General features: G+C 69.6%; 14 protein-coding genes. 4 read left to right on the top strand and 10 right to left on the bottom strand.

Annotated elements, in window-relative coordinates; genetic code table 11:
- The 5 genes from VNO22_00145 to trpE all read right to left on the bottom strand — a co-directional run.
- A partial coding sequence (locus VNO22_00145; GenBank protein HXG59757.1) for a 3-deoxy-7-phosphoheptulonate synthase occupies positions 1-339 on the bottom strand: 339 nt, incomplete at its 3' end.
- The gene (gene aroH, locus VNO22_00140; GenBank protein HXG59756.1) at positions 336-752 is read right to left on the bottom strand and encodes a chorismate mutase; all 417 of its coding nucleotides are present in this window, start codon (positions 750-752) and stop codon (positions 336-338) included. The genes aroH and VNO22_00145, both read right to left, overlap by 4 nt.
- A complete protein-coding gene (trpC, locus tag VNO22_00135) occupies positions 721-1,527 on the bottom strand; it encodes an indole-3-glycerol phosphate synthase TrpC (GenBank protein HXG59755.1) in 807 nt (268 codons plus the stop codon). Before trpC ends, aroH begins: the two co-directional genes overlap by 32 nt.
- A complete protein-coding gene (locus tag VNO22_00130) occupies positions 1,524-2,096 on the bottom strand; it encodes an aminodeoxychorismate/anthranilate synthase component II (GenBank protein ID HXG59754.1) in 573 nt (190 codons plus the stop codon). Before VNO22_00130 ends, trpC begins: the two co-directional genes overlap by 4 nt.
- A gap of 13 nt (positions 2,097-2,109) precedes the next feature.
- Complete coding sequence (gene trpE / locus VNO22_00125) at positions 2,110-3,528, bottom strand: anthranilate synthase component I (GenBank protein HXG59753.1); 1,419 nt, start codon at positions 3,526-3,528, stop codon at positions 2,110-2,112.
- Between the two features lie 245 nt (positions 3,529-3,773).
- Here trpE and VNO22_00120 point away from each other — a divergent pair, with 245 nt between their 5' ends.
- Together VNO22_00120 and VNO22_00115 are read left to right on the top strand one after the other, a co-directional pair.
- Complete coding sequence (locus VNO22_00120; protein ID HXG59752.1) at positions 3,774-4,781, top strand: type I phosphomannose isomerase catalytic subunit; 1,008 nt, start codon at positions 3,774-3,776, stop codon at positions 4,779-4,781.
- A gap of 27 nt (positions 4,782-4,808) precedes the next feature.
- Positions 4,809-6,659: a WD40 repeat domain-containing protein gene (locus VNO22_00115; GenBank protein HXG59751.1), complete on the top strand. Its 1,851-nt coding sequence runs from the start codon at positions 4,809-4,811 to the stop codon at positions 6,657-6,659.
- A gap of 7 nt (positions 6,660-6,666) precedes the next feature.
- Here VNO22_00115 and VNO22_00110 read toward each other — a convergent pair whose 3' ends face one another.
- Entirely contained in the window at positions 6,667-7,839 is a 1,173-nt protein-coding gene (locus VNO22_00110; GenBank protein ID HXG59750.1) for a sensor domain-containing diguanylate cyclase, read from the bottom strand.
- Between the two features lie 177 nt (positions 7,840-8,016).
- On the opposite strand from VNO22_00110, the gene VNO22_00105 reads away from it, so the two are divergent.
- Both VNO22_00105 and VNO22_00100 read left to right on the top strand, forming a co-directional pair.
- Positions 8,017-9,282 carry a SpoIID/LytB domain-containing protein gene (locus VNO22_00105; GenBank protein ID HXG59749.1) on the top strand — a complete coding sequence of 422 codons (1,266 nt, stop codon included), beginning with the start codon at positions 8,017-8,019 and terminating at the stop codon, positions 9,280-9,282.
- A gap of 91 nt (positions 9,283-9,373) precedes the next feature.
- Positions 9,374-10,057, top strand: coding sequence for a hypothetical protein (locus tag VNO22_00100; protein ID HXG59748.1), 684 nt, complete (start codon positions 9,374-9,376; stop codon positions 10,055-10,057).
- Positions 10,058-10,063: 6 nt separating this feature from the next.
- On the opposite strand, the gene VNO22_00095 is transcribed toward VNO22_00100, so the two are convergent.
- The 4 genes from VNO22_00095 to VNO22_00080 all read right to left on the bottom strand — a co-directional run.
- Positions 10,064-11,158, bottom strand: coding sequence for a hypothetical protein (locus VNO22_00095; GenBank protein ID HXG59747.1), 1,095 nt, complete (start codon positions 11,156-11,158; stop codon positions 10,064-10,066).
- Positions 11,159-11,219: 61 nt separating this feature from the next.
- On the bottom strand, positions 11,220-11,885 hold the full coding sequence (locus VNO22_00090; GenBank protein HXG59746.1) for a methyltransferase domain-containing protein: 666 nt from the start codon (positions 11,883-11,885) through the stop codon (positions 11,220-11,222).
- Positions 11,882-13,075: a hypothetical protein gene (locus tag VNO22_00085; protein HXG59745.1), complete on the bottom strand. Its 1,194-nt coding sequence runs from the start codon at positions 13,073-13,075 to the stop codon at positions 11,882-11,884. Before VNO22_00085 ends, VNO22_00090 begins: the two co-directional genes overlap by 4 nt.
- Before the next feature lie 2 nt (positions 13,076-13,077).
- A partial coding sequence (locus VNO22_00080; protein ID HXG59744.1) for a hypothetical protein occupies positions 13,078-13,459 on the bottom strand: 382 nt, incomplete at its 5' end.

The following is a 13,459-nucleotide window of genomic DNA, read 5'->3' as shown; positions in this document are numbered from 1 at the left end:
GCAGTCCAGGGTCTGTTCCAGGGACTCGACCGCGCAGGGGCCCGCCATGACGGTGAAGGTGCCGCCGCCGATGGCGACGTCGCCCACGCGGACGACGGTGTTCTTCTTTTTAAAGTCCCGGCTGGCCAGCTTGTAGGGCTTGAGGATCGGAATCACGCGGTCCACGCCCGGAAGCGTGGCGAAGTTGGCCCCGTCGAGCTTGCGTTCGTCGCCGATGACGCCGATCACGGTGGTCTCCTCCCCCCGGGACAGGTGCGGCTTGAAGCCGTGCGCCTCGATCTGCTTGAGCACGGCGCCCACGTCCCGGACGGACGCGCCGGGCTTCATCACGATGATCATCTCTGCCCTCCGAGCGAACGGACGCGGCCCCGGCGGCGCGGGCGGGCGGACGGGCCCGCCAGATCCGGGCGCAGGGCCGGCGTGTCTCCCAGGTACTGGTGCCGGATCTTCTCCGGCGGAACGTTCGTGTTGACCAGAAGCATGATCCGCACCACGCGGGGCATCGCCCCCGGGACGCCCAGCTCGCCGGCGCACATCATGGGCACGTGCGTCCAGCCCATGTCCCGCGCGACGTAGGCGGGGAAGTCGGCGTCGAGGTCGGGCGTCATGGTGAAGAACGCCGCCGCCACGTCGCGGGGCCGCAGCCGGTTGGCCCGGATCATGGCCTCCAGAAGCTCGCGCGTGCGGGCGAAGATCTCCTCGCGCGTGTTGGCGGCGACGTTAATCGCGCCGCGGATTCCCCGTACGGGCATGGTGGGCTCCCCGAAGTTCGCGGATCCGGGCGGCCGGATCCTCCGCCTTGACGAGTTCTTCCCCGACGAGCGCGGCGTCCACCTTGAGCGCCCGGAGGAGCGCCACATCGTCGGGCCGGGCGATGCCGCTTTCGCTGACCACGGTCACGGACGGCGGGATCAGGCCCCGCAGCCGCGCCGTCGTCTCGAGCGACACCCGGAACGTATCGAGATCGCGGTTATTGATTCCCACGATCGACGCCCCCGCGTCGAGCGCCGTTTCGACCTCCTTCTCCGTGTGGGCTTCGACGAGGGCGGCGAGCCCCAGTTCCTCGCGCGCCAGGGCGATATAGTCGGCCAGCTGGCGTCGATCGAGGATCCTCACGATGAGGAGCGCCGCGTCCGCCCGCATCGCCCGCGCCTCCCACAGGTGGTATTCGTCGATGACGAAGTCCTTGCGGAGCACGGGGAGCTCGACGGCGCGGCGGGCGGCGGCGAGATCTTCGGGCGACCCCTTGAAGAACTCGCGGTCCGTCAGGACCGAGATCGCCCGGGCGCCGCCTTCCTGGTACCGGCGGGCCAGATCCGCCGGATCCAGATCCGCCCGGAGGACTCCCTTGGCGGGCGAGGCCCGCTTGATTTCCGCGAGGATCGAAACCTCCCCCTCCGAGCGCAGCGCGAAGGGACGGGGCGGGGGAAGTCCGCGGATGCGCGCCTTGAGCTCGGCCGGCGGCCGCTCCTGGCGGGCGCGGCGCAGCTCCCGCTTCTTGAAGGCCACGATTTCGTCGAGGATCATGAGAGGTCGAGGAAATTCTGCAGGAGGGTTTTCCCGGGCCGCGTCATGATCGACTCGGGGTGGAACTGGACCCCCTCGATCGGGAATTCCCGGTGGCGCAGCCCCATGATCTCCCCCTCGCTCGTGTGGGCCGAGACCTCCAGGCAGGCCGGAAGGCCTTCTTCGCGCACGACGAGGGAGTGATAGCGCGTCGCCTCGAAGGGGTTGGGAAGGTTGCGGAAGACGCCGCGGCCGTCGTGGTAGATCTTCGAGAGCTTCCCGTGCATCATGCGTTCCGCCTTCTCCACAACGCCGCCGAAGACGTGGCCGATGCACTGATGGCCGAGGCACACCCCCAGGATGGGGCGCCGGCCGGCGAAGGCGAGGATGAGGTCGTTGCTGGCGCCCGCCTGGGTGGGGTTCCCGGGTCCGGGGGAGACGACCAGATGCGTGAAGTCCAGCCGCCGGGCCTCGTCCACCGAGATCCGGTCGTTGCGGCGGACCTCGAGCTCGCACCCGAGCTCCCCCAGGTACTGGGCGAGGTTGTAGGTGAACGAGTCGTAATTGTCGATGAGAAGAATCTTTTTCACGGAATCAAGTCCTTCAGAGCCCCTCCTCCGCCATCGCCACCGCGCGCTTGAGCACTTCCATCTTGTTGCAGGTCTCCTGCCATTCGCGCTCGGGGTCGCTGTCGGCGACGATTCCGGCGCCCGCCTGCAGGTACGCGGTCCGGCCGCGGACGAGCATGGTGCGGATCGTGATGCACGTGTCCATGTCCCCGGTGAGCGAGAAGTAGCCCACGGTGCCGGCGTAGGGCCCCCGGCGGGATTTTTCGAGCTCCTCGATGATCTCCATCGCGCGGATCTTCGGGGCGCCGGTGACGGTGCCGGCGGGAAAGGTCTTGGCCAGAAGCTCGAACTGGTCCTGCCCCGGGGCCAGGCGCCCGACCACCTCGCTGACCAGGTGCATCACGTGGGAATAGCGCTCCACGGTGTAGAGTTCCGTGCAGCGGACCGTGCCGTACCGCGCGCAGCGGCCCACGTCGTTGCGCGCCAGGTCGATGAGCATGAGGTGCTCGGCCCGTTCCTTTTCGTCGGCCAGCAGTTCCCGCTCGAGGGCCCGATCCTCCTCCTCGGTCCGGCCGCGCGGGCGCGTGCCGGCGATCGGGCGGAGCACCGCCTGGTCGCCCGCGAGCTTGGCGTGGATCTCGGGGGAGGAGCCCACGAGCTGGTAGTCCCCGTAATCGAGGAAGAACATGTACGGCGACGGATTCAGGATCCGCAGCGCGCGGTAGACCTGAAAGGGATCCACGTGGATCTCCCCGTGGGCGCGCTGGGAGAGGACCACCTGGAAGATGTCCCCGATCCGGATGTACTCCTTGGCCTTGAGAACCGCGGCGCGGAATTCGTCGGCCGGGAATTCGGACACGAACTCCGCGCGCCGCGGAGCCGGGCGCGGCGAGGTCCATTCCGGTCCGAGCGGACGGCGCAGGAGGTCGCACACCTCGGCGAGCTTCCCGTGAGGATTCTCCTGGGCCACCGTGACCAGGAGCATCTTGTGCTTCACGTGGTCGAAAATGACCATCGTGGAGGCGAGGTAGAAGTTGCAGAGGGGAAGCCCGAGCGGGTCGGGCAGCCGGTTCGGGAGCCGTTCGAGGAAGCGCACGAAGTCGTATCCGATGTATCCGACCGCGCCCCCCACGAGGCCCGGCAGCCCCGCGTGGCGGATCGCCAGCGGGGCCAGGATCTGCCGCAGGATCTCGAGCGGGTTGCGGTTCTCCAGCGCAAGGGTCTCGATCTTCCCGGCCTCCTCCACGGTCATCCGGTCCGGAAAGACCTTGATGTTCTTGAGGGCGTCCAGGCCGATGAAGGAATAGCGCCCGAGGTTCTCGCCCATCTCGACGGATTCGAGAAGAAACCGCGCGCCGTTCCCCTGAAGCTTGAGGAACGCCGAAACGGGCGTCTCGAGGTCCGCGGGAATCTCCCGGACCACCGGCTTGAGTTCCACCTTGATCGTCGTCATCCGACAAAAAAACCCGCCGGGGTTGGCGGCGGGTTCTCGCGAAGCTTAGGTCGGTAACGGAGCTGCCGAGCCCGCCTTCAGCGGGGCCAGTACGCGTACGCGAAGCCGGCAGCCCAAGTCTTCATTCGGAGAACCGCATTCTATACGGCCGGCGGCGTGCGAAGTCAAGGAAAACCGGGAAGCGCGCGCCCTCGGGCGCGGGCTCATTTGTTGACAGGCTTTCGCCCCCTCCCTAGAATCCCCGCATGCCCGATCGGCCCCTCCCCCTCTATCCGCTGCGTTTCAAGGAAATCTACAAGGAAAAGATCTGGGGCGGGCCGGAGCTGGCCAAGGTCCTCGGCAAGAAAGGCGCCGGCCGCCGCGTCGGGGAGTCCTGGGAACTCTCCCACCGCGAAGGCGACGTCAGCGTGGTCGCCAACGGGCCCTACAAGGGCTGGACCCTCGACGAGCTTCTCCAGGAATACCGCCGGTCCCTTCTCGGCGACGAGCACGCCATGCGGTTCCGCCGCTATCCCCTCCTCGTCAAGTTCATCGCGGCGCACGACCGCCTGTCCCTTCAGGTTCATCCCTCGGACGACTACGCTCAGCGGTACGAGAGCGAAGGCGTCGGAAAGATGGAGGCGTGGTACATCCTCCACGCCCCCAAGGAGGCCCGCGTCATCCGCGGCGTTCTCCCGGGCACGACCGTCGCGGAGTTCCGCGAGCACCTCAAGAAGGGAACGATCGAGCAGTGCCTCAACGTGATGGACGTCAAGGAGCAGGACGTCATCTTCATTCCCCCCGGCACGATCCACTCGGCCTACGGCGGCGTGGTGTTTCTCGAAGTGCAGCAGAATTCCGACACGACCTACCGGCTGACCGACTGGGGCCGCGTGGGCTTCAACAAGAAGCCGCGCCCGCTCGACGTCGAGAAAGCCATGGGGGTGACGGACTTCTACTCCATGGGCGTCTCCAAGTACAAGCCGTCGCGCATCCCCGGATACCCCTACCGCCGCAAGCTCCTCATCAAGTGCGAGAAGTTCACCATGGAATCGATCGAGCTCGGACGCCAGAAGATCACCGAGAAGGCCAACCCCGCCCGCAGCGTCGTCCATACCGTGGTGTCCGGCAAGGGCAAGTACCTCTTCGGCGAAAAGAAGAAATCCTCCCAGCCCTTCAAGAAGGGCGAGACGTACCTCATCCCCGCTCAGCTCGGCGAGTTCGACATCGTCTCGCAGGGCCAGACCGAAATCGTCGTCAGCTACGTGGAGTAGCCGGGCGGCCCGGCGTAAGATAAAGAGGTGCTTGTCCTCGCGCTTTCTCTCGCCCTGGCTCAGGAGCGGACCGATGCGGCCGGGGACCCTCTTCCCGCGGGCGCGTCCCTGCGCCTCGGCACCGCGCGCCTGCGTCACGACGCCCCCGTCGTGGGCCTGGAGTTCTCGCCGGACGGCGCCCGCCTGGCTTCCTCGAGCCACGACCGCACCCTGCGCGTGTGGGACGCGCTCACGGGCAAGCGGCTCCTGCTCGTCGAGGGGCACCGCGGGCGGATGTTCGCCCTGGCCTGGTCTTCGGACGGCAAACGGATCGCCACCACCGGGCAGGACAAGACCGTCCGCCTGTGGGACGCCGCTTCCGGGCAGGAAGTCGGCGGCTTCTACGGGCACGAGGAGCACGTCTGGTCCGTGGCCTTCTCGCCGGACGGAAAGCTCGCCGCTTCCGCCGGCGCAGACGACGCGATCTACGTGTGGGATGCCGCCACCGGCCAGGAGCGCGCCGCCCTGCGCGGTCACGAGGGCAACGTCTCGGCGGTGGCGTTCGCTCCGGACGGCGCGGTCCTGGCGTCCGCGGGGCTTGATGGGACGATCCGGCTCTGGAACCCGGCGCTGCCGCGTCTTCTGAAGACATGGAGGGACGCGGACGGCGCCGTCCAGTGCCTGGCCTTCTCGCGCGACGGGAAGCGGCTGGCCGCGGGAACCTGGAAGGGCACGGTCCGTCTCTGGAAGGTCGCCGAGGGAACGCCCGAAGCCGAGCTGCGCGGCCACGAGGGCGTCGTGCATCGAGTGGCCTTTTCGCCGGACGGCGCCCGCGCGGCTTCGGCCGGCAAGGACGGAACGGTCCGCCTTTGGGAAGTCCCTTCGGGCCGGCCGGAGGGGACCTGGCCGGTTTCCCCGCTCGGCGTCGGGTCGCTGGCCTTTTCGCCGGACGGAAAGATTCTGGCCGCCGGGACGGGCGGCGGGGAAGTCCGCGTGTGGGAGGCGGCCACGGGGCGGGAGCGGCTCCGACCGCACGAGGGAGGCGGCGCCGTGGCCGGGCTCGCCTTCTCGCCGGACGGCCGCGCGATCGCCGCCGGGTGCGCGGACCGGTCGATCCGTCTCTGGGACGCGGGAACGGGCGCCTCCCGGAGGACCCTGGCGGGCCACGCGGCGGAGCTTCGCGCCGCGGTCTTTCTTCCCGTCGGCGGCAGGCTGGCGTCCGCCGACGCGGCGGGCGAGGTGCGGCTGTGGGACCTGGAGACGGGGAAGGAGGGGGGCGCCTGGAAGGCGCATGCGGACGGCGTGGCCGGCCTGGCGGCCGCGCCGGACGGAAGGGCGGTCGTCACCTCCGGCGCCGACCGCACGGTGCGCGCGTGGGACCCCGTCCGGGGGGAGGCGCTTTGGACCGCCGGGCCGTTCGAGGAGGTTCCCGGCCCCGTGGCGTTCGTTCCGGGCGGAAAGTTTCTCGTCGTCGCCGATTCGGCGGGGGGCTTCCGGGTGCTGGAGGCCGCCACGGGTCGCGAGAGCCGCCGGTTCGGCGGCGCCCGCGCCGCGGCGCGTTCCCTGGCGGTTTTTCCGGACGGTCGGCTCCTGGCGGCGGCGGGCGGAGAGCCGGGCGTCGTTCTCTGGGACCTGGAGCGGGGCAAGCCTCATCGGACGCTCTACGGTCACTGGGACGACGCGGAGGCCGTGGCCGTGTCGCCGGACGGGAGGTTCGTCCTGACGGGGGCGGAGGACCGCACCGTGCGTTTGTGGGACGCCGCGACGGGTCAGGAGCGTCGCGTCCTGGAGGGGCACGAGGGGCGGATCTTCGCGGCGGCCTTCTCGCCGGAGGGGCGGCGGGCGGCGACCGCCGCGGGGGATTCGACGATCCTCGTGTGGGATCTGGCGGGGCGTTGAGGGCGGATCACGCCGGGGCTGTTTCGTCCGCGGTTTCGAAGCGGTTGCGCCCCCGCTGCTTGGCCCGGTAGAGCGCCTGGTCGGCGGCACGGACGAACTGGGTGATCGTCATGTCCGGCCGGAACGAAGCCACGCCCACGCTGATCGTGACGGGGAGGCGCTTTCCCTCGAAGTGGAACGCGTGGTTGCGCACGGCCGCCATGAGGCGCTGGACGACCATGAGGCACCCTTGCGGGCGCGTTTCGGGGAGGATGACGGCGATTTCGTCTCCGCCGTAGCGCGCCGCCGCGTCTTCGCGCCGGATGGAGGCGCGGACCAGGCGTCCCAGCTCCGCCAGCGCCGCGTCGCCCGCCTGGTGGCCGTAGCGGTCGTTGATCTCCTTGAACGAGTCGATGTCGAGCATGATCAAACCGAGCGGCCGGTCGTAGCGGGCGGCCCGGTGCATTTCCGACCGCAGAGTTTCGTGGAACGCCCGGTAGTTGCCCAGGCGCGTGAGGGCGTCCGTGTGGGCCTGGCTTTGGACTTCCTTGAAGAGACGGCAGTTGCGGATCGCCATGGCCAGGACGCTCGAGAACTGCTCGACGAGGGCGCGGTCGCGGATCGGGTCGAAGGGCGCATCCCCTTCCTTGTCGGCGAAGTTGAGCACGCCCACGATGAAGTTGGCGGTCAGGAGCGGGGCGCAGATGCAGGACGGGGTGGCGTACTGAGCGGCAAAGGGGCGGTCGAGAGACAGCGCGCGTTCCCGGGCATAGGCGTCCAGGTCTTCGGCGACGAGCGTCTCGCGCCCCTCGAGGGCGTGGGCCATGACGGTGCGGGCGGGCCTGGCGACGGGCACCCGTTCGGCGATGGGGATTCCGTGGGTATGGGCCAGGAGGACGAGCTCCCGGGTTCCGTAGTCGTAGAGGTAGAGCGACGACCGGCGCGCCCGCAGGACGGCGGCGGCCTTGCGCGTGGCCGCCAGGCCGATGCGGTCAAGGTCGAGCGTGTTGAATTCGCGGAAAAGCTCGTGGAGGCGGAGGATGGCCTCCGCCACGGCGCCGTCGCGGGCGCTTTCGACGAGGGCCAGGCGCGCCCGCAGCCGGCGGTTTTCCTCCTCCAGGCGCATCACGTCGGGCGGGGGTTCGGCGGCGGGGGCGACCTTGGAGCGCGCCGTGCGGCGCGCGCGGGCCTTGCGGGGCATGGGCCCTATTGGACCACGTTCCGCGGGTGGGTTCAATGGATTGAGTATGGGCCCGACGTTGATTTCGGGCCGGAACGGGATAGAATTGAGATGCCCCGATCCGCAGGGTCCGTCCCTGTCTCCGGAACGGCCGGGCGCGGAACCCCGGCGGGTCGGCACGGAAGCGGAGAGAGGGAGATGGAACGCCACGCCGTTTTGCACGCCGTCGCCGTCTTCCTCGGGCTCTGGGGGGTCTTTCTCGTCCACGCCTGCGGAGCGGGAAGGCCGGTGCGCGAGGACATGGGCGTCGGCTCCGTCGTCGCCCCGCCCACGCTTCAGGTGGGCCTCAGCCGCTGCCTGCGGGATTCTTCAGTCCGCATCGCCGTGCGCGGTCCCTACGAGATCCGCGCGCGCGGCGAGGTCCTGGCCTCGGGCGACGAGCTGGCCTGGTCCGTCGTGCGCGCCGAAGACGGCCTGTATGTCGGACGCTCGCGCTTCGAGGAAAATCCGATCGCCGTCGTCCCGGCCGCGGACGGAACCCTCGAGGTCGAATACTTCCGCGACCTTCGGGGCAACCCGACGCGGGCCACGGTCGTGCGCTACCCGGGCGCGCTCCTCATCCACGCGCTTCCGGACCGCAAGCTCGTCCTGGCCAACGAGGTGGACCTCGAGGAATACCTCAAGGGCGTCGTCGGCAAGGAGATGAGCCTCTCGGAAGGGGTGGAGGCGCTCAAGACGCAGGTGATCGCGGCGCGGACGTACGCCGTGCACGAACAGCGCCTCGAGCGGCTGCGCCGCGTGAAGGGAGAGCGCTTCGATCTCTACGACGACGAACGTTCCCAGGTCTACGGGGGCCTGGAGCGCGCCACGGATCTGGCGGTCCGGCTCGTCGAGGAGACCCGCGGGATGTTCCTCGTCTACGAGGGGCGGCTCGTGCGGACGTTCTATTCGAGCTCCTGCGGAGGAGCCACGGAGCCCGCCTGGGAGATCATGGCCGACGAGACGGATCGCATCCCTCCCCTCGGCGGCCGCCCGTGCGAATACTGCATCCGCCGCCCGGTTCATCGGTGGAAAGAGCCCGTCGTTCTGACGAAGGCGGAAATCGCGGAAAAGTGCCTCCCGCGCGGGCTTCAGAACGCCCGCATCAAGTCGGTCGAGGTGACCAAGACCCTGCCCGGCGGTCATGCGCTCGAGGTCGCCGTGTCGCTGGAGAATTCGTCCCGGGTCGTCCGCCTGCACGCCCAGAACGAGTTTCGCCGGGCCCTCGGACCGTCGCGGTTCCGGAGCACGCTGTGGGACCGGATCGAGGACCGGGGGGACGCGATCGCGATCTGGGGCCGCGGATACGGCCACGGCGCGGGCCTCTGCCAGGTGGGCGCGTACGAAATGGCGCGGGATGGAAAGACGGCGGTGGAGATCCTCGAGTACTATTTCCCCGGCGCCAAAGTCCAGAAGCTGTACTGACCGCTCCGGCGTTCCCTCCGATTCCGCTGCGGGACCCGCCCCTGTTTTGCCGTAAAATGAAAGGGGAGGCGGGGGGACGGGCTGGGGTGGAATGCAGGAAACGATAGCTCCCGTTGCCGGGATCCACGGGGCATCGACCCGCGTCGAGGCCGTTTCGGGGGCGGCGGGCGGAACGCGGGAGGTTTCCCTGGGGGAAGCTTTCGTCGAGACGGCGCCCGCCGATCGGACGCCCGCGCTCCGCCGGGCGCTCCGCCCTCTTCTTCTTTCGCCCGGTCCGGTATCGCGCCATTCTTCCTTTTTCCTCGAGGTTCTGGGAGAAGGGTTTCTTCCGCTGGAGACGCCCCGGGGGCGGCGGTACCTGCGGGAAGGGCTGTTCCGGTGCGACGCGGAGGGAAGGATTGTACGATCCGACGGCCTTTGTCTGGGGTCCCGGGCGGCGCTGGGGTCGCGGGCGGAGGCGCTGGTGATCACGCCGGAGGGGTGCGTGTTCGAGGTGTCCGGTGCGGGCGGCTTCCGGGCGGCCGGCGGGATCGAGCTCGTGGGATTCGCGCGGCCGGGCGGCCTGCGGTGGGAGACGGGTCTGGGGCTGGCCGAGACGCCCGAATCGGGTCCGCCAGCGCCGGGGGCGCGCGGCTGGATCCGGTGCGAGCCGCGCTGGCCCCGAGGGTGGCCCACGCCGGAGATCGCCGCCGCCTGGATCCGGGAGCGAACGGAGCGACACGCTCTCGTCTGGGCGGAGAAGCGGGCGGGCACGTCCTTCGACGGCCGGGCGTAGCTCGCCCTATCGGGCTTCCTGGATGGCCTTGGCCGTTTCGGAACGGAGCGCCGACGAGGGGTAGGTGCGTTCCAGCTCGGCCAGAAGCTCCTGAGCGCGGGAGCGGTAGAGGTCCTTTTTGGCCTTGTCCTTCTCCTGGGCGGCGATCTTCGCGCAGCAGAACGCCGCGCGCGCCAGCGCCGTTTCGTGCTCCCGGCTCGTCTCCCCGCCGCGGTTGAGGACGGCCACGCCCTGCATGAAATCGAGGAGGGCGTCCTTCACGCGGCCGCCGTTGAGGAGAAACTCGCCGCGCGCGTTGTAGACCCCGGTCAGGAGACGGGCGGGCGCGTCCTTTCGGCCCCGAAGTTCATCGAGAAGCTGCTGCGCTCTCCCGTTCAGGCCTCCCCAGTCGCCCAGTTCGCGCAGGCAGCGAAGCTCCCCGAGGATGGCTTCCTCGCTTACGTCGCGGTCCCGGACGTACTTGCGGTAGACGGCCAGCGCGTCGCGGGGGCGGCCCTGGAGCTCCAGGACGGCGCCGCGGCGCACCTCGGCCAGCTTGGTCCACTCCGGAAGCCCTTCCTTGCCCTTGGCTTCCATCTCCGCCAGGGCCTGCGCGGCCGCCTTTTCATCCCGGCGCGCCAGGTGGCAGCGGATTTCGTAGTCGTAGGATTCCAGAAGAAAGAAGCTGTCCGGACGGTCCTGGCGCAGGTTTTTGATGGCCGCCAAGGCGCCGGGGATGTTGTCCCGCGCCCAGAAGCAGCGGACGATGGAGATGGCCGCCAGCTGGCGCAGAAGATCCGGCGCGCGGGGGTCGCGGCGGACGCGTTCGAACCTCTGAGCGGCTTCCTCCAGCTCGCCGCCGTTGTACGCCTGCTCCGCGTGGGCGAAGTCGAACGTCTTGCGGTTGGGGTCGGGGATGATGGTGAGAATGTTCTTGGCGTCCTCCTTGAGCCGGGTACCCGGCGCGGCCGCGGGCTCGAACTCGACGGTCTTGTAGGTGAGCGAGAAGACCTCGCACGGCATGTCCGGCGTCTTGGGGTCGCGGAACTTGAGGACGTCCTGGGCGGCGGCCGGGAGCGCCCCGGCCGAAAGCGCGAACAGGGCGGCAAGCGCGCGATGCATGGCGCTCATTATAGGCCCCCGGAAAAACCCTGCAAGGTTATTGTGTTCCGTCTTCCTTTTCTCAACGGTCCGGCGGCGGGTCCGGTTCGACCTTGCGGAAGAGGCCGTGCCAGAATCCGTTGAGGCCCTCGCGCTCCTCGAGAAGCCGGCGCGGCGCGAACTCGGGGGCCATCGCGCCGCGGAGGCTGCGGGCCGTGAAAAAGCGGTCGTAATGGCCCCGGTGGACGAGCCAGGGGCGCGTCCGCCGCTCCCCCGGATGATGGCGGAACCGCGTGGAGAAGACCGACAGAAGAAGATGACCCCCCAGCGTCAGCACGCGCGCCACCTGGCGGCGATAGAGCGGCCAGTCGCCCGGGACGATATGGTGAAAGCAGCCGTAGTCCAGAACGAGATCGAACGAGTCCCCGGGGAAGGTCAAGTCGAGCGCATTGCCGCGGACGAACCGGGCCCGCACGCCCGCCCGCCGCGCCGCCTCGCGCGCCTTGCGGAGCGCCAGGGGTTCCAGATCGAGCGCCGTGACCGTCCAGCCGCGCCGGGCCAGGAGGATCGTATGCCGCCCCTCGCCGCAGCCCAGGTCCAGCGCGGATCGCCCGCGGCCCGGTCCCAGGGACGACAGGAGCCGGGCCACCTGCGGCGTGGCGCCCTCCACGGGCCAGCCGTGTACGCCCGTCTCGTAGGCGCGGCGGAAGTACTCCGCCTGGCGACGGTAGATCGCCCGGGTTTTCATTCTCCGTAAGTGTCCCGCCGCGCGCCGCGGCGGCGCGCGCTCTTCCAGACTTCCTCGAGGAGCTTTTCGGACAGGTCGTCCGGCACCGAAAGAAGAATCGGAACCGAGGTCTTGCGGCGCGCGGCGGAACGGACCGTTCCCGCGGGCGGGTCCCCCCAGGCGCGCAGGGCCTCCACGACGTCCTTCTCGAACGCGGCGGCTTCCGCCTCCGTGTCCCACTCGGTGGCCCAGAGGACAAGAGGCGCGGCGCCGTCCTTTTCGAAGACGACCAGCGTGTCTCCTGCCCACCCTCCGGCGGCGACGGGGCCCTCCCGCCGCGGCAGATGGGTCTCGAGGAAGAGCGTCGCGCCGAGCTCTCCGAGCACGGTGCGGTAGATCGCCCGATAGCCGCGGGCGGCCAGGAACGCCTCCGCGGGGGCGCCGTCGATCTCCACCGGAGCCTCGCCCTGGAAGTACTTCTCGGGGTGCAGGATCTGTTCGGTCGAGACGGGAGGGCGGCCGAAGGCCTCGTCGAGCTTGCGGAAACCGCCCTCCTCGTGGAGCGTCAGGGCGAAGACGGCTCCTCGGCGCCACGGGAAGTCCCCCGAGCGGACGAAGAAGCGCGGGACCACCATGGACGCGAGCCGGCTTTCCTCGCGTTCCCAGGTTTCGACCTCGCGGGCGACGTCGTCCCGATAGCCGGGCGGAAACTTCTCGGGATGCCGGAGGCGGTGCTTGACGACTTCGGCGTCGCCGAGACGCAGGGCGGCGAAGGCCATCTGGGCGTCATAGGTGGGGGCCACGTCGGGGGCGAAATGCTGATCCACGAGGCCCAGGTCCATCTTGTTGAGGATCCACTCGTCGCCCGCCTGGCGGTCGAGGAGGATGATCTCTCCTCCGGAGCAGAAGACCTTGACGCCGAGTCCGGCGTGGAGGGTCAGCGCCAGGTCCAGGCGCAGGCGCGCCGGGAAGAAGCCGAGCGCTTTGAGTCCCTTTTCAGCCGCGGCCAGGTCGCCTCCGTAGGCGCGGCGGGCGTTGTCCAGGACATAGGCGGCGTATTCGCGGCGGGTGCCTTCGCGGAGGCGCAGCGGCGTCTTGAATCGCAGGCCCCGGACCGCTTCCAGGCGGGCCGCCAGCGCGTCGCGGCGCTTCTCCAGGTCTTCCTGGAGGGGAAGGGCGGCCACGAGGAGGGCGGCGAGCGTGCGGATCACGACTACTTCTCGGGGTTGAACTCCTTGCGGATCACGCGGGCGGCGACGTCCAGCTCGTCCACGATATCCTTCTCGGTCGTTTTTTCGGGCAGCGCGGTGAAGCCGCGGGTCTTTTCGTGGATGCCGGCGTAATAGTCGAGGTAGATCTGGAGCTTGTCGGCCTTCTCGCCGGAGAGCTTCGCCTTGAGGTGCCGGAGCGCTTCGGCGACCAGCTCGTAGGACGGGCGACAATCCTTCTTGGCCTTGTAGGCGTCGACGAGCGCGTCGTGGGCGCGGTCCCAGGCCAGGAAGTAGAGCTTGGCCGAGGCGCCGTCGGAGGCGGCCGGCGGGGAGCCGGAGGGGGGAGGCGGGGCCGGGGTGGCCGGGAGCGCCGCCGGGGAGCGG

It is taken from the genome of Planctomycetota bacterium (assembly GCA_035574235.1).
Classification (GTDB): domain Bacteria; phylum Planctomycetota; class MHYJ01; order MHYJ01; family JACPRB01; genus DATLZA01.
This window is presented reverse-complemented; position numbering and strand designations above follow the sequence as displayed.